The sequence below is a fragment of the Streptomyces virginiae genome, assembly GCF_040638905.1.
Lineage (GTDB): Bacteria > Actinomycetota > Actinomycetes > Streptomycetales > Streptomycetaceae > Streptomyces > Streptomyces virginiae_B.
Genome location: NZ_JBEZYV010000054.1, coordinates 2725 through 22570 on the forward strand (window position 1 = coordinate 2725; position 19846 = coordinate 22570).

Genomic DNA, 19846 nt, shown 5'->3' on the forward strand with positions numbered 1-19846 from the left:
ACCTGCCGCTACCCCGCCGGCCCCTGCCCGGTTCCGCCCCCCGGGTAGTGGGGGGGTGGGACCGGGGGAGGGGGTCGCTGACGAGGTCGGGGGGGGGCTTGCGGGGCCAGGCAGGCTCGTGACGGCCGGGTTCGGTGGTCTTGGCGGCTTCGGGGCCCGGCTTGTCGTTCGCGACTGGTGCGCGGATGTGGTGTGCGGTCTTGGAGTTGGTACTGCTGCCCGCTCTTTCGCCGGGCCTCTGTTTCGGCGTGGGTGTTCATCTGTGTGCGGTCCAGGTCCTGCAGGGGGCCGTTCGTCTTGTTGCTGACCCCGACGGTGCGGCTCCCGGCTCGATGGTGAAACCCCCTGCCGGCGGCCGGCCCGGCGGCAGGCCCGGCCGGGCCGCCGGCATCGAAGGCGTTGTCGGGGCTGAGCAGTTCGCCGGTGTGTGCGGCCGTTCCCGCGGCGCGGCTTGCGTTCGGTGCTCTGCCCGGTCGGTGAATCAGTCGCCGGTGGCCTCGTCGGGGTGCTGCGTCTTCCATTCCGGCTGCTGGGGGGCGGGGCAGGTCGTGAGGGGTGTCGTGCAGGGGGGTTGTTGCCGGCGCTGTGGTACGCGCCGGCCGCCTGCGCCGTATCGGCCGCAGGCTGCGGCGTGCCCGGTGCGGGCGGACAGGGCTGGAGTGTGCCTCACCGGGATGGAGGATCGGGCGTGGCGGTCCTCCACTCCCCCCTTCTCCTGCCCTCCACTCCCCCCTTTCCTTCTCCTGTGCTTCTCCCGCAAGCGCTGGCAGATGCCGCCGCCCGCCACGGCCGGGGGCCGGGCGGGCGGGGGTGCGGGGGTGTGGTCGGGGTGGGGTCCGGTGGGTTTCCTGCGGGGGGTGGTGGCTGGCAACGGGGCCGGCAGGGGGGTGGTGGGCGGGGCGGGGGTTACCAGGAGCGGTTGAACTTCACGTGGCCGCCGTTGCGTTCGTACCAGCCGACGAAGCCCCAGTTGATCCAGCCGCCGTCGCCCTGGTTGGTGAACTGCCCGGATTCGAAGATCCACAGGCCGTAGTGGATGTTGCCCCATTGGACGTTGGCGTAGACGCGGGTGCCCTGGAACTGGTCGTTGTAGTTCTGGCTGAGGTTGAACAGCATCACGTTGTGCCGGCCGCCGGCGGCCTTGAAGGCCTTGTCGACCGCTTCCTGCACGAACGTGCCGCGGTCGTCGGTCTTGATGGCGCGCAGGGCGTCGGCGATGGCCTTGCCGTGGCCGAGCTGGTCCATGGAGACGCTGACGCTCACGCTCTTGTCGGCGGCGGCCGCCGCGTCGGGCTCGGCCGCGGAGGTGGCGGGGGAGGAGGTGGCGGGGGAGGCGGGAGCGGAGAGGGCGGCGGGGGTCGGGGCGGGGTGCCCGGCGGCCTGGGCGGGGAGCGCGGCCGCCCCGGTCAGGGTGAGCGCGGTCAGGGCGATCGTGGCGAGCGTGGTGGTACGGCGCATGGCGGTGGAGTCCTGTTCTTCCGGTACGGGGGCGGGGCGGGGCAGGTCGGAGCGGCGCGGCGCGGGAGAAGCCGGGGCCGGCAGGGGCCGGAGCCGAGGCCGGAGCCGGAGCCGGGGGCCGGGGGCCGGAGGCCGGGGCCCGGCCGGGGCAGAGGCCGGGGCCGAGGCAGGGGCCGGGTGGGATGTGGGGTGGGCGGTTACCAGGAGCGGCGGAAGTTCACGTGGCCGCCGTCGCGGTCGAACCAGCCGCGGAAGGCCCAGTTGATCCAGCCGCCGTCGCCGTGGTTGGTGAACTGGCCGGACTCGAAGACCAGCACCCGGTAGGTGCCGTGGATGCCGCTGACCTTGGCGTCGTAGACCACGCCGTGCAGGTTGGGGGTGTAGCTGTTGGCGTTGTTGATGACCATCACGTTGTAGCGCTGGCCCGACTCGTAGAAGGCGCCCTCCATCAGGGACTTCACGTAGCCGGAGCGGTTCTGCTTGCGCTCGATGGCCTCGTTGACGATGTTGACGATCTTCTGGGTGATGTCGAGGACCGCGGAGGCGACGTCGACCTTCCCCGCGAGGGCGCCCACCTCGCCCGGAGCGACCCCCTGCACCGCGGCCGGGCCGGCCGGGGCGGGCGTCTGGGCGGCGTAGGAGGCCGCCGAGGGCAGCAGGACCCCCGCGGCGGCGACCGAGCTGACGATCATGACAGCGACACGCTTACGGCTGATACGCATACCTTTACTCCTTCAAAGGATTTAACGGACATTCGGTGGCTGTGAGAGCCCTACGGGCTGTCGGGGGCCGCGGGCGGGGCCGCGAGGGCGGGGTGGGAAGCGGACCGGGCGTGATCGTGCCCGGAGATGGGCGGGGCGTGGGCGGGGCCGGCGTCGAGCCGTGAGCCGCCCCGAAGCGGGCCGCGGGGAGCGGGGAGCGGGGAGCCGGGAGGGTGGTCGGGAGCAGTCCCGGAAGTGGGCCGGAGGCGGGCCCGGGGCCCTGCCGGGTGAATAGGGGGCTGTGAATGCTGTGCCCCCGGGGCGGGATTTCCCGGGCGGGCGGCCGGGGCGTCGCCGTCGGGTGGCCGGAAGGGAAAGGATCGGGCCTATTTCAGGCCGAACCCATTCGGCCGACCCCTCCGCCGCCCCGGATCACTGATTTACTGAAAACGCTCTCGGTCGGCCCGGGGGCGGGAAGGGTTTTTCTCGTCACCAGGAAGTGGTGAGATGCGCGGCCGCGTCGTTGTGCGACGGCCTCCCGCCGCCGGTGCGGCGGGGGGCCCGGGAGGGGGAGGGGTCGGTGATCCGCCGGTGCAGCAGGACGGCCAGGCATCCGGCACAGACCAGCGAGAGGGCCTGCCACCAGGGAAGACCGGCTTCCCGGGGGTGGGAAGAGGGGTTCGGCATCGGGTTCTTCCAGTGACTTTCAGGCGGGAGTGGAACCTGGCGGTGCCCGATCGGCTCTAGAGGACCGGAGGGCAGTGGGTCGCGGGGTTGGTCCACTCGGTGTCCCCCGGACGGCTCTCGCACGGGGCGGAAGTGAGTGCGGAAGCCGAACCGGATCCGGAGTCGGACGCCGCGCCGGAAACGATGCTGCCCGCAATACCAACGGCCAGCGCCGCCGCACAAAGGAACCGAGTGAACTTCATGCTGTTCTCCTGAGAAAGTTAATTCCGATCTGATTCCTGCCGGGTGTTTCTTTCCGGTGACACAAGAATCTCCGGCCGGGAACTCGGGGTCCAGCGGGAACGGGCCTCAGCAAAGTGCGTGGCACGAAAGGGAGGGGTGCAAAACATGGACAGAACCACCGATACCGAGGCATCCGCAGAGGCAGCGCCGGTGGCATTACCGCCCCCACCGGCCCCAGGCCCGGCCCCAGGCCCGGCCCCAGGCCCGGCCCCAGCCGCGGCTGCGGCCTCCGGCCCGGCTGCGGCTGCGGCTCCCGACCCGGCCCTGGGTGCTGCCCCGGCCTCCGGCTCGGCTGCGGCTGCGGCTCCCGACCCGGCCCTGGGTGCTGCCCCGGCCTCCGGCTCGGCTGCGGCTCTCGACCCCGACCCGGCTTTTCACCCCTACCTGTCTGCGGCCCCGGCCTCCGCCCCCGCCACGGCCCCGGTTCCCGACCCGGCTCCCGGCCCGGCTGCGTATCCGGCTCCGACTTCCGCCCCGGCTCCGGCGGCCCCGGGCCAGGCTGTGGCCTCCGGCCCCGGCCCGGCTACGGTCCCCGACCCCGCTCCGGCTCCGGCTTCCAGTCCGGCTCCGGCCTCCGGCCCGGCCCTGGCTGTGGCCCCGGCTCCCGATCCCTACCTGCCTGCGGCCGCGGCCTCCGCCGCGGTCCGGGTCCCGGTCCCGGCTCCCGGCCCGGCCCCGGCCATGGCTTCGGCCCTCGACCCCGACCCGGCTCCGGCTCCCGGCCCGGCTGCGTATCCGGCTCCGACTTCCGCCCCGGCCCCGGCGGCCTCCGGCCCGGCTACAACCGCAGTTCCCGACCCGGCTGCGGTCCCAGCCCCCGGCCCGGTCCCAGCCCCCGGCCCGGTCCCGGTCCCCGACCCGGCTGCGGCTCCCGGCCCGGCCCTGGCTGTGGCCCCGGCCTCCGGCCCGGCCGCGGCTCTCGACCCAGGTCCGGCTCTGGCTCCCGTTTCGGCCCCGGCTCCCGACCCCTACCTGCCTGCGGCCCCGGCTCCCGCCCCGGCTGCGTATCCGGCTCCGACTTCCGCCCCGGCTCCGGCGGCTTCCGCCCCGGCCCTGGCCCCGGCTCCCGTCCTGGCCCCGGCCTCCGGCCCGGCCCCAGCACCAGGCCCGGCTGCGGATCCAGCTCCGGCTCTGGTTCCCGGCCCGGCCCCGGCGGCCCCCGCCCCGTCCCCGGCCTCCGCCCCCGCCCCCGCCCCGGCGGATCCCGCCGTCCTCGGTCCGACGGCGATCCGGCTCTACACCCGGCTGCTGGAGGACGGCCCCGCCCCGACCACCGCCCTGGCCGCCGCGCTCGGCCTGAGCGAGGACCACACCGAGCGGGCCGCCGCCGAGCTGGTGCGCCACCGCCTCCTGGCCCACGACCCCGACGACACCCGCGCCCGGTGGCGGGCCGTCAGCCCCTACACCGCCGCCGCCGAACTGGTGGGACCGGAGGAGAACCGGCTGCGCCGCCGCCTGGAGACCCTGGAGCGCACCCGCGCCCGGCTCAGCTCGCTGATCCCCCTGTACGAGGAGACCTACCGCCGCGGGGCCGACTCAGGCGCCGTGGAGGTGGTCGAGGCCCGCGACCGCGTCATGCTCCTCATCTCCGACGCTGCGGCCCGCTGCACCCAGGAGGTCCTCACCGTCCAGCCCGGCGGCGGCCGCCCGCCCGGCTACCTGGAGCGCGCGCTCCCGCGGGATCTGGAGATGCTGGGCCGCGGGGTGCGCCTGCAGACCCTCTACCAGCACACCGCCCGCTACAGCCCCGGCACCCAGGAGTACGTCCGGGCCGTGAGCGCGGCCGGCGCCGAGGTCCGCACCCTGGGCGAACTCTTCGGCAAGATGCTGGTCTTCGACCGCGCCACCGCCTTCCTCCCGGTCTGGGACAACCCCGACGCGGCCGTCGTCCTGCGCGAACCCTCCGCCGTCGCCTTCCTCTGCTCGGTATTCGCCAACGCCTGGAGCCTCGCCGAGCCCTTCTCCGCCTCCTACACCGCCACCACCTCCACCCAGCTGCAGCACACCATCGCCGGCCGGCTGGCCGACGGCGCCAAGGACGAGCTCATCGCCCGCAGGCTCGGCATGTCCCTGCGGACCTGCCGGCGCCACATCGCCGAGCTGATGGACGAACTCGGCGCCGAGAGCCGCTTCCAGGCCGGCTACCTCCTCGCCCTGCGCTCCGCGTCCACCGCCCCGCCCACCGGTGGCCCCCACCGCGCCACCACCGCCCCCTGAAAAAAGCCCACCCCTGGCAACCCTGCCCCCCGAAAACCACCGCCCGCCGAAAACCAGCGCCCCCGGCACACCCCGCCCCCGCACGCGCCTCCCGCCCGGCCGCCCCGACCCCACCACTTCCGCCCCGACCCCACCACTTCCGCCCCGACCCCACCACTTCCGCCCCGACCCCACCACTTCCACCCCGACCCCACCTCCGCCCCGGCCCACACCCCGCCCCCGGCACGCGCCCGCTCACGTGCCGAAGAGCCCACCCGCCCCCCACCCTTCAGGAGTTGACACCAGAGCGGGGGGTGGACGGCCGACGACCGGGGAAAGCCCTGCACGGACACGGTGCAGGGGGCGGTGACAGCGTTGCCATCTCGTTAGGGATTCACTTCTTGACGGCAGCGGTGCGGGCACGTTGACTGCCTCCCCTCGGCCGTACGGACACGGCCCTGTCAGGGAGGCTCACCTCGTGAACGCGTATCTGGGGCGTGCCCCCGTTGCTCTGGCCGTTGCGGCGCTCGCCGTCACGCTCACCGCCTGCGGCGGCTCCGACGGCTCCGGCGACAAGGGCGACAGCGGTGCCGCGGTCAGGATCGGTCTGCTGCTCCCCGAGAACGAGACAGCGCGCTACGAGAAGTTCGACAAGCCGCTGATGGAGAAGAAGGTCGCCCTGCTGACCCTGGGCAAGGGCAAGGTGCTCTACGCCAACGCCGGCGGCGACGCGACCCGGCAGAGCGCCCAGGCCGACGCGATGATCAAGGACAAGGTGGACGTCCTGGTCATCGACGCGGTGGACGCCAAGGCCATCGCCGGCGCGGTGACCAAGGCCAAGGAGGCGGGCATCGCGGTGGTCGCCTACGACCGCCTGGCCGAGGGCCCCATCGACGCCTACACCTCCTTCGACAACGAGGACGTCGGCCGCGTCCAGGGCAAGGCCCTGCTGGACGCCCTGGGCGACAAGGCCAGGACCGGGAAGATCGTCATGATGAACGGCGCGGTCACCGACCCCAACGCCGCCAGCTTCAAATCCGGCGCCCGTTCCGTCCTGGACGGCAAGGTCAACGTCGGCAAGGAGTACGACACCGTCGAGTGGAAGCCCGAGAACGCCACCGCCAACATGGCGGCCGCGCTCTCCGCGCTCGGCAAGGACAAGATCGTCGGCGTCTACTCCGCCAACGACGGCATGGCCGGCGGCATCATCACCGCCCTCAAGGCCGCCGGCGTCAACCCCCTGCCCCCGGTCACCGGCCAGGACGCCGAACTCGCCGGCGTGCGGCGCATCGTGGCGGGCGAGCAGTTCATGACCGTCTACAAGCCCTACGCCCGCGAGGCCGAGGCCGCGGCCGAACTCGCCGTCCTCCTCGCCCAGGGCGAGAAGATCGACGGAATCATCAACCAGGTCGTCAACAGCCCGACCACCAAGCGCGTCCCCGCCGTCCTCATCCCCGGCGTGCCGGTGACCCGCGAGGACATCCGCACCACCGTGATCCTCGACGGCGTCTACACCCCCGAGGAAATCTGCACCGACGCCATCAGAGCCGCCTGCGAGGAGATCGGCCTGAAGTAGCACCCCGCCCCGCAGACCCCGCCGCCCGACCGCGGCGGCGGGGACGGGACGGAGAACACCGCCACCCCGCCACACCCCAACCCCGTAAGCCCGTAAGCCCGTACATCCTCCCGGCACCGCGGTGGAAGGACGAGCCCACGGGGTCATCCGGGCCGTTCGGGAACGCACTGCGGGCCCAGCCCGGCGCACCGGGGCGCACCCGCCCGCGCGCGTGCGCACCGAGCCGACGCAGACCACCGCCGGGGTCGAGCAGATCACCGCCGACCCCGACCCCGACCCCGACTCCGGCCCCGGCGGTACGTACGCCCGAGCAGGTGGCCCCCCTGCTCCTGGCCCCTGAACCGGGGGAGCGGGTCCTGGTGATGGAGCGTCCGGAACCCCGGCGCCCGGCCGACGACCGAACCGCCGGCCACACGGCGCGCCCGCAGACCACCGCAGGGGTCGAGCAGATCGCCGCCGACTCCGGCCCCGGCCCCGGCGGTACGTACGCCCGCGAGATGGCGCTGCTCCGGGCCGCACTGGCCCGGTCCGCCGTGACGCCCGTGCTCCTGGCCGCCGTACCGGGGGAGCGGGTCCTGGTGATGGAGCGTCCGGAACACCGGCGCCCGGCCGGCGACCGAACCGCCGGCCCCCCCGGCGCCCTGGCGGCGCCCGCAGACCACCGCAAGGGGTCGAACAGATCACCGCCGACCCCTCCGACCCCGGCCCCGGCGGTGCGTACGCCCGCGAGGTGGTCCCGCTGCTCCTGGCCGCACGGGACTGGTCCGCCGTGACGCCCGTGCTCCTGGCCGCCGTACCGGGGGAGCGGGTCCTGGTGATGGAGCGTCCGGAACACCGGCGCCCGCCGGCGATCGAACCGCCGGCCACCCGGCGCGCCCTGGCGCGTCCGCACGACCCCGCCCGTCCCGAGAGCGGCGGCGCGCTTCTCCTACCCCCGTCACCGCCGGTGCGGCCGGGCACCAGGGGCATCCCCCTGCTCCACGGGACCCCTGCCCGGGCGGCGGCGACCTTCCCACCGCCCGGGGGCAGGTCCGGTCCGCGTTGGGCGGCCCGGACGGAGCCGGCCCGTCCACCGGGCGTCGGCTTCTCCGCCTGCGCCGGCGGGGCGCGCCAGCGACCACCCGCCGGCATCCCCGGTATCCCGCCCCGGCATTCCCGGTATCCCCGGTGGGCACGACGGCGTCAAAGCCCGGCCCCCGGCGCCGCCGGCACCGTCGAGCTGTCCGCCGACGTCAGCGGCGGCGGCCTGAACCGGGTCGTCACCGGCGCGTGCGCCGGCCGGCTGCTGCGCGGCGACGCGCCGCCCCGACCGCCCGAGGCGCCGCCCCGAGGCGCCGCCCCGAGGCGCCGCCCCGAGGCGCCGCCCCGACGCGCCGCCCCGACGCGCCGGCCCTGCGGGCCCGCCGGGCCGGACCCGGCCACCGGGCCGGGCCGGCACCCGGCCACCGCGCCGGGCCACCGGGCCGGGCCGCCCGCCCGGACCCGGTGCGCCCCGACCGCCCCCCCGGCGCCCGGTCCGCCGGCCGTCGCCGCCGACCGCCCGCCGGCCACCCCGCCCCGGCCGGTGTGAGCGACCTCACCGCCGCCCTGCGTGCCCCGTCCGCCCACCCGCCGGCCCGCCCTGCGGCCGCAGCCGCACCGAGCGCCCGCGGAACCGTGAAACCCCTGCCCAGGCAGTCGGGAAACCCCCGGAAGTCGACAGAAGTCCGCAGAAGTCGACGGAAATCCACCGCCCCGCCCACACCCCCCACGTGACGCACGCCACCCCGCCCCCTCCCATTCCACCCCACCCAACCACTGCCAAATTGGTACAAGACGCCCATATTTCGCATTCAACTGGTTTTACTTCATATGCCTCTTGAGGGTGTGTCAGCAGAAAACACGCGGGGCATAATCGGCCCCGGTCGTCGTCTCCGGAAGTGCTCCAGCCATCGGGGCACCGACCCCCCTCCTCTTCGGAGCACCCCCGCACCGGACCGACCCCAAGGCGCCCGCAGATGTCCCTGGCCAGCCGCACCCGCCTCGCGGCCCTGCTCGCCGCCCTCACCGTCGGCGCCGCCGGAGTCACGACCTGGGCCCACGGATACGGCACCGCCCCCGCACCGGCCGCCGCCCCCCAGACCCCCTCCCGCCCCAGCGTGACCCAGGGCACGGTCCTGCAGGTCGTCGCACACCCCGACGACGACCTCTTCTTCATGAACCCCGACCTCAGCCGCTCCATATCCACCGGCGTCAAGGTCACCACCGTCTACCTGACCGCAGGCGAGTCCGACGGCAGGAACGAAGCCCACAGCCCGCACCTGCAAGACCCCACCCGCCCCGCCGACCACGCCTCCTACGCCGAAGCCCGCCAGAACGGCATACGCGCCGCCTACGCCGAGATGGCCACCGGCCGGCGCACCAGCGCCTGGCAGCGCACCTCCATACCCACCACCGGCGGCGGCAGCGCCGAAGTCGACGTCCTCCTCGCCCGCCCCGAGGTCAACCTGGTGTGGATGCAGATGCGCGAAGCCCGCAGCATCTCCGGCGACAACCCCGACAGCCTGCGCGGCCTGTGGGACGGCAAGGTCCCCGCCCTCGGCTCCCAGCTCGCCTCCGGCAGCCCCGTCCAGACCCCCTTCACCTACACCCGCGACCAGGCCGTCCAGGCCATCGCCAACGTCCTCGCGCTCTACCGGCCCACCACCATCCGCACCCAGGACCCCACCCCCGGCCGCGCCCAGCCCGCCGGCGCCTTCCTCGACCACCAGGACCACATGTACGGCGCCCGCTTCGTGCAGGCCGCCACCGAACGCTACGCCGCCACCTCCGGCAGGCCGCACTTCTCGGTCCAGAACTACGTCAGCTACCCCAACAGCTCCCTGCCCCCCACCCTCGACGCGAAAGCCGCCGAGGAGAAACTCGGCTACCTCAAGACCTACGCCTGGAGCGACCACCAGGACTGGTGCGGCAGCCCCGCCGGCTGCGGCGACCGCAAGACCGCGACCCGGCCCACCGGCGCCGGATGGAACCAGACCATCCGCTACAGCCGCGGCGAGTCCACCACCTGGATCACCCAAGGCCCGCCCGGCCGCCTCTACGCCTTCGCCGCCCTCGACGGCCAGATGGCCCACTGGACCCGCCCCGGCCCCGACGCGCCCTGGCAGGGCCCCCGCTTCCTGCCCCCCACCGCCCCCGGCACCACCATCGACGCAGGCGCCTCCACCGCCCGCCTGCCCGACGGCCGCATCGCCGTCCTCGCCACCCGCACCATCTCGGCCACCACCCCCCAGGACTACCGGCGCGAGACCGTCTACGCCCTCCAGAACGCCCCCGGCGCCGACTTCGGCCCCTGGCAGACCCTCGGCACCCCCGACACCGGCGACCTCTCCGCCACCTCCGCGATCGGCGCACCCACCGCCGCCGTCGACGCCACCGGCCGCATCACCGTCTACATACGCGACTCCCGCCGCACCCTGCGCGCCCGCACCCAGAACACCCCCGGCTCCGACTTCGGCCCCTGGCAGACCCTGGGCGGCACCGCCCTGCAGGGCGACCCCGCCACCGCGACCGACAGCGCCGGCCGCCGCCACGTCTACGCGGCCACCGACCGCACCGTCCTGGCCTGGACCCAGCCCGCCCCCGGCGCCCCGCTCGCCGGCCCCTTCCCCACCGGCCTGCCCGCCACCACCGGCGTCCTCACCGCCACCGCCCAAGGCGACGGCGTCCGCCTCTCCTACCGCAACCCCGGCACCGGCACCGTCACCACCACCCGGGCCACCGCCACCGCGGCCGCCCCCCTCCTCACCCCGCCCGCCGCCGCCGGCGGCGAAGGCGGCTACGGCGCCGTCGCCGCCGCCGGCCACCTCCTCGCCGGCCGCGCCGCCACCGGCACCGCCGCCGTCACCCTCCCCGGCCGGACCCCCGCCTGGTACGAGTCCCAGATGCTCTACACCGGAGCCCCGGCCACCGTGACCACCCCCGACGGCACCGGCCTTGCCGCCGCCCTCGGCCTGGACGCGGACCTGCACACCACCACCACACCCCCACCCACCCCCGGTCCCGCCGAGCCGGCCCCCTCCGCCCCCTGGCACCGCGCCGGCCCACCCACCGCCCTCGCCCAGGCCGCCCGCCACCCCTCCGGCCGACACCACTGACCACCCCGGGCCCCGACGGCCACACCGACCACCGCCCCCCAGCCGGACAAGCCACGCCCCCCGCTCCAGCCCGCCGGTCCATGCATCCGCCGCGCACCGCGGAGCCCGGGCACGATGGGGTGCCCCCCGGGCGGGCGCCGCGTTGGCCGTCTGACCGCGACGTGTTCCGCGCGCGGGGGGACGAGAGACCCTCCGACGGGGCACCGCCCCACGCCTCGGTGAAGGCGTGCCGGGCCGAGCAGTGCCCCGACGCAGGCAGGACGAGCGCGCAACCCCCCGAGCACAACCGCGATCGCCCGCACGCACCGAGCCGAGGAGACACCCCTGCCCGGCCCCGCGGACCCGCCCGCACCGCGCCCGGATCCCGCCCCGCGGACCGGTCCCGGACCGGCCCCGGATGGTTCCCGGAACCGGGCCCGACGCTTGGGGAGCGGGGAGAGGGTGGGGTGTCCCCGCAGGACGAGCGCGCAACCACCGGGCACAACCGCGATCGCCCGCACGCGCCGAGCCGAGGAGACACCCCTGCCCGGCCCCGCGGACCCGCCCGCACCGCGCCCGGATCCCGACCCCTGCGGACCGGTCCGCAGGACGATCCAAACCCCGCCCGCCCCGCCGAGGGAGGGGCCCCGCGGACCGGCCCCCACCACGCCCGGATCCCGGCCCCGCGGACCCGCCCCCACCGCGATCCGAACCCGCCGTGCCCGCCCTGCCCCGCCTGAGGGACGGCGCCGAGCCCAGGAGATGCACCTACGCCGGGCCCCGCCACCATCCCGCCCCACCCCCACCCCACCCTCCTACGGCTGCAGGGGCGGCGCCGGCAGCCCCCCGCCCTCCAGCGCCACCAGCGACAACAGCACGATCGAACCCGTCCACGCCAGCGGCGCCACCGACGCGGCCCGCCCCGCCGTGTCCACCTTCTCCGGCAGCTCACCGAGCGCGTTCCGCTTCGACAGCACCCACTCCAGCACCGGCCCCGCCTTCGCCGGCCGCCCCCCGGCCGCCCAGGCCAGCGCGAAGAACGCCGTACTGGGCGTCCACGCCGTCGCCCCCCACGGCGCCCCCGGATCATCGCCCGGCGTCAGCCCCCCGTTGGGCAGCCGCAGCGCCCGGTAAGTGGCCTCCAGCGCCGTCGGCAGACCGGCCGGAGCGCTGTTGAAGGGCGGCGCCATGAACGTCACCGCGCTGTCGCGCCCGTGCCGCCCGTCGACGGTGCGCTGGTAGCCGAGCGGGAAGAACCGCGCGGAGATCCCCGCGGACAGCCGCCGCGCCGCCCGCCCCCACCGCGCCGCGTCCCCCGGCCGGCCCGCCTCCCGCGCCAGGTCCGCGGAGGCGTTGAGCCCGGCCAGCAGCGGCGCGGCCGTACCGATGTTCGCACTCGACGTCATCAGCTCCCAGTAGTCGGGAGACGCCGGCGGCAACCCGTCCGCCCCCAGCGACCGCGCCGCACGGTCGGCCGCCTTACGGACCATCGGGTAGAGCGTCATCAGCCGCGCCCGCCGGCCCTCCGCCGGCGCCACCCGGTACCACTGCCACACCGCCCACGGAACCCAGCCGTTGGCATCGAGCTGCCACCGCCTGCCGTCGGGCGGCCCGGAACCGTCCAGCTTCGTGCGCGCCTCCCAGCTGCCGTCCCCGCGCTGCGTCGCCGCACTGTGCCGCAGGATCCGAAACGCCTCCGCGTCATGCCCGGTGTGCGCGAACGCGGCGCACGCAAAGCTCGAATCCCGCGGCCAGGAGTACATCCAGCCCGGACTCCACCCCGCCGCCATCGCCCCGTTGGGCCGCAGCAGCGCCCGCATCGCCAGCAGCGCCCGCGCGGCCGCCGCCCGCTCGGCCGCCGACCTGCCCGGGATGCGGCCGGAGGCCAGCCAGGCCCGGCTCTGCCCGACCTGCCGCAGCGCCCGCCCGTCACCGGCCGCGACCACCACCGACACCGTCCGCCCCGCGGGCAGGTACAGCCACCGCCCCGACGCCAGCCGCAGCACGTTGCTGCCCTCCACATACCGGGCGCCGGCGGCCCGCGAGGACGAAATCCCCTCGGCGGCCGTCACATTGGACAACACCCCGACGCTGGGGGCGGGGAACCCCGACAGCGGCGCATGACCGCCCGCACCGCACACCGGAACGGCGGTACCGGCCAGCACCGCCACGGCCACCGCCCAGCAGCCGAGGACAACGGGCATCGCCACTCCCTCCGCCGCACCGCATACGCGCGGACGCTGACCCCCACTCATCCTCGAAGACCACCGCCCGCCCCGCCACGGAAACCCCGCCGCCCGGGTGACCCACCCCCCACCCCACCCCCCACCCCACCGCCCGCCCCCACCTCACCCCCACACCCCACGCCACCCCCGCCCCCACCCCAACGCCCCACGCCACCCCCCACCCCCGCCCCCGCCGCCGGGCCGCGCCGACCGGCCCCGCCCGGGATGCCGCCCGCGGCGAACCGTGCACATCATGGGTCTTCGCGGGCCGTGCGATCACCACAGCCGGCGGGGCGCACCGGCCGCCCTGGCCCGACGGGCCCCCGCTGCGAACGCTGCGAAGAGGTGGCCCATGAGCACCATGGCGGCCGAGGGCGAGGACCTCGTGACCCCCTCCTGCCCGACCGGCCCGAACACCGGCCCCCGCACCCTGCTGCGCACCCTCCTGCCCGCCGCCGCGGCGACCCTCGCCGCCACCGCAGGAGCCCTCGTCGCCGTCGGATGCTTCCTCGGCCTCTACATCCGCCCCACCTCCGACGACTGGTGCGCCGCCTGGAAAGCCCGCGACCTGGGAGTCCTCGGCATCACCGCCGACTTCTACACGACCCAGAACGGCCGGATCACCAACGCCTTCCTCAGCGGCCTCCTCTACGGCGGCGGACCCGCCGGCACCAAGATCCTCCCCACCCTCATCGCCGTCTCCCTCACCGCCGCCCTCGTCCTGCTGGGCCGCCGCCTCCTGCACGCCCTCGGCCACGCACCGCCCCTGCTCGCCCTGACCGCCTGCGCCCTGGCCCTCCAGGCGCTCCTCTACCTCGCGGGCACCCGCAGCTACCAGGTCCTGCTGTGGGCCCCCGCCACGATCTCCCACACCGTGCCGAGCGCCATCGGCCTGTGGGCCCTCCTGCTGGCCCTGGCCACCGTCACCCACCCCCGCCGCGCCGTCCGCACCGCCGGCCTGGCCGGCGCCCTCCTCATCGGCTTCGCCCTCGGCACCCTGAGCGAACCCTTCGCCCTCGTCAGCGGCCTCCTCGCCGCCCTGACCGCCGTACTGTGCCTGCCCCGCCTGCGCCTCGCCGCGACCTGGCGCCCCTTCACCTGGTGCCTGCTGTGGTGCGCCGGCCTCGCCTGCGGCCTCGCCGTCCTCTACACCTCCCCGGGCGCCCGCTGGCGCCGCGCCCAGCAGCCCGACAAGCCCCCGCTCCTCTCCGCGGACGAACTGCGCGCCACCTTCGGGGACTGGCTGCGCATGTGGGACACCGTCACCGGCCAGTGGGCCTACCTCGCCGCCGCGGCCGCCGGCCTCCTGCTGGGCCTGGCCGCCGCCCTCCGCACCCGACGCCCCCACCCCACACCCACTGCCGGTGCCGGTGCCGGGCCGGTGACGCGGGCCGCCCTGCTGCTCCTGCCGCTGCCCGTGGTGATCCTGGGCTCGTTCGCGGTGGCGGCCGGCCTGCGCAGCGGATACGGCCCCACCGGCTGGACGTACGCCCGTACCTGGACGAGCTTCCTCCTGCCCATGGAACTGGCCCTGTGCGGCTACGGAGTCCTGCTGGGAGCCCGGGCCGGCCCCCGCCCGGCCGTCCGCCGCCCCGCCGCCGCGGCGGCCGCCACGACGGCGGCGCTCTGCCTGACCCTGGCCGCGATGGCCTCACTCGTCCCGCACCTGCAGCAGCTCACCACCACCACGGTGGCCCGCTCCATCGCCTGGGACGCCCAGAACACCCGCATCCGCGCCGAGGCGGCGCAAGGCGCCACGGACGTCGGCTACCGCCCCCTGCACATCGCCGGCCTCGCCGAACCCTTCTTCACCGCCGACCACGACCGCGACTGGGTCGCCGCCTGCGTCTCGCGCTGGTACGGCGTCGAGCGCATCCACCGCCGCTGAACCCCACCCCCCGCCGCAAGCCGTCCGCACGGCGACTGCATCCTTTGGCCTACCGCCTTCTCCGCCCTGCGCAGGACGCTCCCGCAGCACCGCCGCGAGAGGGTTGACCCGTGCGAACAACCATCGGATACACCGTCGAAAGCATCGGCTACGTCATAGGAGCCCAGGGGCTTGTCGGCTTCGCCTCCCAGACCCTCTTCGGCACGCAGTGGGGCTGGCTGCACAAGCTCGTCACCCTTCCCCCCACCGCCTGCCTCGGCATCCTCGCCGCGGGGCTGGCCCTCGTCGTCGCCGGAGTGAAGACGCGGAAGGCCCCCGGGCGCCGGCAAGCCGCCTGACCGGCGTGACCGCCTCCAGGGGACGGGCCCTGTGGCGGCCCCGCCCCAGGCCGGCCGCCCGACCCTCAGGCGCCGGGCCGCCTCAACCGTCCGGGCCTCGGGCGTCCGGGCCGCCTCAACCACCCGACCCTCAGACGCCGGCCCGCCTCAACCGTCCGGGCCTCGGGCGTCCGGGCCGCCTCAACCGTCCGGGCCTCTGCCGTCCGGCCCGCCTCAACTGCCTCAGACGCCGGACCGCCTCAGGCGCCGGGATGCCTCAGCCGCCGTGCCGCCTCAGACCCCGACCCGCCTCAGACGTCCGGGCCTCAGCCGCCCGCCACGCCTCAGGCGCCCGCCCCGCCTCAGGCGGTGGGACGGCTCAGCCGCCCGCCACGCCTCAGCCGCAGTGCCGCCTCAGGTGTCCGGGCGGCTGAGGCGGGCCGGGCGGCACCTCGGGGTCGGTCGCCAGCCGCGCGTGCAGCTCGACGTCGTAGCGGACACCGTCGTACTCGAGCTTGCGCCGCTGGACCCCTTCGACCGCGAAGCCCGCAGCCCGGGCCACCGCGCACGAAGCCGGGTTGTCGACCCGATGGCCCAGCTCCAGCCGGAACAGCCCGGCGTCCTCGAACGCCCAGGCCGCCACCGCGCGGCAGCCGCCCGACGCGACACCCCGCCCGCGGGCCGCCGCAGTCGTCCAGTACGAGACCCACCCGGTGCCGTGACGCCGCTCGACGGCACCGACCGCGACATGCCCCAGCACCACGTCCGCACCGTCGACGACCGCGAACGCGAACCCCGACCCCGCATCCCACTGCTCCATCCGGGCCGCCAGCCAGCGCCGCGCCGCCGGCAGCGTCACCACCGGCTCGGCGGACTGCCGCGACATCACCGGCTCGGCGAACGCCGCCAGCACCGCCCCGGCATCCGCCGGCACCCAACGCCGCAGCCGCAGACCCGGGGACACTTCCAGACACTCACGCACCCGCCGCAGTCTTCCCCCACCCCGCAGTCACCGGCCACCCATTAACCACCGGCCCGGCCCCGACCCCGGCACCGGACGCCAGCCCCGACCCGACCCCGGCCCGGCCCCGACCAACCGACCCGGCCCCGACCAACCGACCCGACCCGGCCCCGCCGGCCCGACGCCGACCCCGGCCCGGCCCCGACCCCGGCCCGACTCCGCCCCGGCGGGGTTGACCTGGCTCCGGCGGGCCGACCCGGCCCCGGCCCGCCCGACCCGGACGCCGCCCCGGCCGGACGCCGACCCCGACCCCGGCCCGGACGCCGGCCCCGGCGGCCGGGTCAGGACTCGCGGTCCATCACCCGGCGGGCGGCCTCGGCCTCCGCCGCGGGCGGAGAGAGCTCATCGAGGGTGTCGAGCTCGTCGTCCGAGCCCAGCTCCTCCTCCCAGGCGGCCGCCAGCCGCTCCTGCTCCGCACGCGGCCTGCCCGCGACGTCCTGACGCCGGTGCGGCTCCAGAGCCGCGAGGAAACGCCCGACCGCGTCGTCCGTCGGCATGCCGTACTCCTACTCGCCGTGGGATGGGGGAGAGGGCGCCGGCCCCGATGCCGCGCCCGGCCCAGCATCGCCAACCGGGCCCCCGCCACCGGCCCGACACGGCACGCCGCCACCCGAATGCACGCGCCCGCACACCCCCGCACACCCCGCACCCCGCACCCCGCACACCACCCGCGCCTGCGCGCACGGGTGCGGCGTGCCACGGCCCCGGCCATGACACGCCGCACCCCTTTCATCCGGCGGTCACCGTCCCCGTGGGGGTGACCGCCGGGCGGGATCAGCCGCGGTGCTGGTGCTGGTGTCCGCGGCGGCCCCAGGACTCGGTGTCGATGACGTTGCCGCGGTTGTCGCGGAGGGTGGCGGTGTCGCGGTCGTTCCAGATCTGCCGGCTGCGGTCCTGGTAGAGGTCGTGGCGGGTGTCGCGGCCCTGTCCGGTGTGGACCTTGACGGCGGAGCGGCCGTCCAGGCGGAAGTCGGGGAAGCGGTAGCGGTTGCCCTGCTGGTCGGTGAGGGTGAAGCCGCGGAGGTTGACGCTGTGGCGGCCGGTGTTCTTGATCTCGACCCATTCGCGGTTCAGGGCGCGGTGGGAGCGGTCGTGGCGGGCGGGGCTGTCGTACTGGACGTCGCCGATGGCGAGGGAGGAGCGGGAGTGGGGGCCGCGGTGGTCGCGGCGGTGGTCGTCGGCCGCGGCGGGCAGGGCGGCGGCGCCGATCAGGGTGCCGGCGGCCAGAAGGGCGGCGAGGGCGCGGCGGGCGGCGGGGGAAGCAGACATGGAGGACAAACCCCTTCGACTTCAACGGGCGGCCCGCACCGGCACCCCGCACAGGTAGGTGCGAACGTGCGTGCCGGCCGGGCTCGAAACGGTTCCCGGCGTCAGGCCGAGGAGCCACACTCTGGCCCCCCGCCACACCCGGACACCGCCCCTCCACCCCGTGTTTCCCAATCCGGATATGTCCGTAACTCTCCCTTGTAACGGGCAACCGTCAAACCCGGATTGACGCCCCGGACCCCGCACGCCGCCCCCCACCGGTGGGAGATCTGCCAAGCAGCCCTCCCCGCCTCCCGCCCCCGCCCCCGGCCACCACTCACGCCCCTGCGCCGAACGGGTTCAAGCCCCTGTAACAGCCGCCCCCGCCGCCCCTTCGCACACACCTGCGGAAACGATTCCGGCGTACGAGAAAACCGCCCGCCTACGACGACACCGCCGGCGCCGTCGCCGCCCCCCAGTACTTCCTGACCAGCTCATAGGAGGCGATCCGGTCACCCAGGTCATAGACGGGCGTGGCCAGCATCAACTCCTGCGCCCCGGTCTCCGCGGCCAGCTGCGCCAGCCGCCCCACCACCACCTCCGGATCCCCGACCGCCTGCTGCGCACGGAAACCGTCCAGCGCCTGCCGCTCCTGCTCCGTGAAGGGGTGGGCGGCCGCCTGCGCGGGCGTGGGGAACGGCGTCTGGCTCAGCCCCTTCACCAGCCCGGCCTTGACCACGTTCATCGGACCCGCCCGCCACACGGCCTCCTCCTGCGTCGGCGCGCACACCGTCTCCACGCACAAAAGCACCCGGGGCCGCTCGCACCAGCGGGACGCAGTGAACGCCGCCCGGTAACCCTCCACCGCCGCAAGGGTGTTCTCCGGCCGGATGTGGTGCGCGATCGCAACCGGCAGACCCAGCGCCGCGCCGAGAGCGGCCCCCGCGGTACTGGAAACCAGCAGCCACGGCTCCGGCAGCGGACCGAGCGCGACCTCCTCCACCAGGAACGACAGGACCGCGGCCACGTCCTGCCGGTACTCCGCGTCCGTCGCCGGCCCGGCCCCCCGGCGCAGCGCCCGGGCGATGGCCTCGTCGAACGTCCCCGGACCGCGGCCGATGCCCAGATCGATACGGTCCTCGTGCAGGGCGGCCAGCGTCCCGAACTGCTCCGCCACCGTGAGGGGCGCGTGGTTGGGGGCCAGCACCCCGCCCGACCCGAGACGGATCACCGAGGTCGAGGCGGCGGCGTGCGCCGTCAGCACGACCGGCGGGAACGCACCGATCGCGGGGGAGTGGTGGTGCTCCGCGTACCAGAGGCGGCGGTAGCCCAGCCGCTCCATTGCCTGGGCGAAGGCCGCGGTGTCCCGCAGGGTGTCCACGGCGCGGGTGCCCGTCTGCACCATCGCGACTTCCAGCGCTGAAAGAGGTATGTCGAGCATGCCGTCAGCATAGGGATCACACCTCCCCACGACCGCCCCGATGATCGTTTTCACGCCACCGCGGCCGGACACCCCCGACCGCCGGATTTCCGGCTAACCCGTATCCGTAAAAACGTCAAGCCCCGAATTCCCGGAACGTGACCGGCAGTGCGGCGGACGGGCTTACTGGTTATGCGCCTCACCGACAAGGAAACGAGGTCGCAGATGCGGCGGAAACAAACCCCGCATCGCAAAGGCCCCGAATTTCCCCGAGCCCGTTCAGGGCCCGATCCGATCAGGAGAAACACCATGAACCGTAAGTTCGAGACGTCCGAGACCCCCCGCCCCAAGCGTCGAGGCTTCCGCCTCGCCACCGCCGTCGCGGCCGCCGCGATCACCGGCGGAATCCTCATCCCGACGTCTTCCGCGATGGCGGCCCCCACCACGTCGGTAGAGAGCGTCGTCAGCCACAACAAGCACGACCACAAGAAGCACGACCACAAGAACAAGCACGACCACCACGGCAAGAAGAAGAAGCACAACAAGGGCGGCAACACCCAGGGCGGTACGCAGGGTGGTGGCAACGGCAACACCCAGGGCGGTACGCAGGGTGGTGGCAACGGCAACACCCAGGGCGGTACGCAGGGTGGTGGCAACGGCAACACCCAGGGCGGTACGCAGGGTGGTGGCAACGGCAACACCCAGGGCGGTACGC

General features: G+C 75.3%; 14 protein-coding genes and 1 pseudogene. 7 read left to right on the forward strand and 8 right to left on the reverse strand.

The window, feature by feature from the left end; translation table 11 throughout:
• Positions 1-906: 906 nt before the first annotated feature.
• The 3 genes from AB0F82_RS36415 to AB0F82_RS36425 form a co-directional block, all read right to left on the reverse strand.
• Positions 907-1458: a stress protein gene (locus AB0F82_RS36415; RefSeq protein ID WP_362635575.1), complete on the reverse strand. Its 552-nt coding sequence runs from the start codon at positions 1456-1458 to the stop codon at positions 907-909.
• Positions 1459-1655: 197 nt separating this feature from the next.
• The gene (locus tag AB0F82_RS36420; RefSeq protein WP_356816043.1) at positions 1656-2180 is read right to left on the reverse strand and encodes a stress protein; all 525 of its coding nucleotides are present in this window, start codon (positions 2178-2180) and stop codon (positions 1656-1658) included.
• Positions 2181-2648: 468 nt separating this feature from the next.
• A complete protein-coding gene (locus tag AB0F82_RS36425) occupies positions 2649-2846 on the reverse strand; it encodes a hypothetical protein (RefSeq protein ID WP_362635578.1) in 198 nt (65 codons plus the stop codon).
• Between the two features lie 1170 nt (positions 2847-4016).
• Here AB0F82_RS36425 and AB0F82_RS36430 point away from each other — a divergent pair.
• The 4 genes from AB0F82_RS36430 to AB0F82_RS36445 all read left to right on the forward strand — a co-directional run bounded on the left by AB0F82_RS36430 (position 4017) and on the right by AB0F82_RS36445 (position 11036).
• Positions 4017-5345: a LuxR family transcriptional regulator gene (locus tag AB0F82_RS36430; RefSeq protein WP_362635581.1), complete on the forward strand. Its 1329-nt coding sequence runs from the start codon at positions 4017-4019 to the stop codon at positions 5343-5345.
• Between the two features lie 457 nt (positions 5346-5802).
• Positions 5803-6900 carry a sugar ABC transporter substrate-binding protein gene (locus tag AB0F82_RS36435; RefSeq protein ID WP_362635582.1) on the forward strand — a complete coding sequence of 366 codons (1098 nt, stop codon included), beginning with the start codon at positions 5803-5805 and terminating at the stop codon, positions 6898-6900.
• Positions 6901-7214: 314 nt separating this feature from the next.
• On the forward strand, positions 7215-7673 hold the full coding sequence (locus tag AB0F82_RS36440) for a hypothetical protein (RefSeq protein ID WP_362635584.1): 459 nt from the start codon (positions 7215-7217) through the stop codon (positions 7671-7673).
• 1224 nt (positions 7674-8897) lie between these two features.
• Positions 8898-11036: a PIG-L family deacetylase gene (locus tag AB0F82_RS36445; protein WP_362635587.1), complete on the forward strand. Its 2139-nt coding sequence runs from the start codon at positions 8898-8900 to the stop codon at positions 11034-11036.
• 794 nt (positions 11037-11830) lie between these two features.
• Here AB0F82_RS36445 and AB0F82_RS36450 read toward each other — a convergent pair.
• On the reverse strand, positions 11831-13219 hold the full coding sequence (locus AB0F82_RS36450; RefSeq protein WP_362635590.1) for a hypothetical protein: 1389 nt from the start codon (positions 13217-13219) through the stop codon (positions 11831-11833).
• A 373-nt stretch (positions 13220-13592) separates the two neighbouring features.
• On the opposite strand from AB0F82_RS36450, the gene AB0F82_RS36455 reads away from it, so the two are divergent.
• Both AB0F82_RS36455 and AB0F82_RS36460 read left to right on the forward strand, forming a co-directional pair.
• On the forward strand, positions 13593-15128 hold the full coding sequence (locus AB0F82_RS36455) for a DUF6056 family protein (protein WP_362635592.1): 1536 nt from the start codon (positions 13593-13595) through the stop codon (positions 15126-15128).
• A gap of 110 nt (positions 15129-15238) precedes the next feature.
• The gene (locus AB0F82_RS36460; RefSeq protein ID WP_362635594.1) at positions 15239-15466 is read left to right on the forward strand and encodes a hypothetical protein; all 228 of its coding nucleotides are present in this window, start codon (positions 15239-15241) and stop codon (positions 15464-15466) included.
• A 376-nt stretch (positions 15467-15842) separates the two neighbouring features.
• On the opposite strand, the gene AB0F82_RS36465 is transcribed toward AB0F82_RS36460, so the two are convergent.
• The 4 genes from AB0F82_RS36465 to AB0F82_RS36480 form a co-directional block, all read right to left on the reverse strand.
• A complete protein-coding gene (locus AB0F82_RS36465) occupies positions 15843-16427 on the reverse strand; it encodes a GNAT family N-acetyltransferase (RefSeq protein WP_362635597.1) in 585 nt (194 codons plus the stop codon).
• Positions 16428-16747: 320 nt separating this feature from the next.
• Entirely contained in the window at positions 16748-16963 is a 216-nt protein-coding gene (locus tag AB0F82_RS36470; RefSeq protein WP_362635600.1) for a hypothetical protein, read from the reverse strand.
• Positions 16964-17240: 277 nt separating this feature from the next.
• Positions 17241-17735 (reverse strand): lamin tail domain-containing protein, encoded by a 495-nt coding sequence (locus AB0F82_RS36475; RefSeq protein ID WP_362635603.1) that lies wholly within the window; start codon positions 17733-17735, stop codon positions 17241-17243.
• Positions 17736-18153: 418 nt separating this feature from the next.
• A complete protein-coding gene (locus tag AB0F82_RS36480) occupies positions 18154-19152 on the reverse strand; it encodes an MsnO8 family LLM class oxidoreductase (protein ID WP_362635605.1) in 999 nt (332 codons plus the stop codon).
• A gap of 288 nt (positions 19153-19440) precedes the next feature.
• Between AB0F82_RS36480 and AB0F82_RS36485 the strand changes: the two are divergent.
• Positions 19441-19846: pseudogene (locus AB0F82_RS36485) on the forward strand (hypothetical protein); the annotation flags it as partial.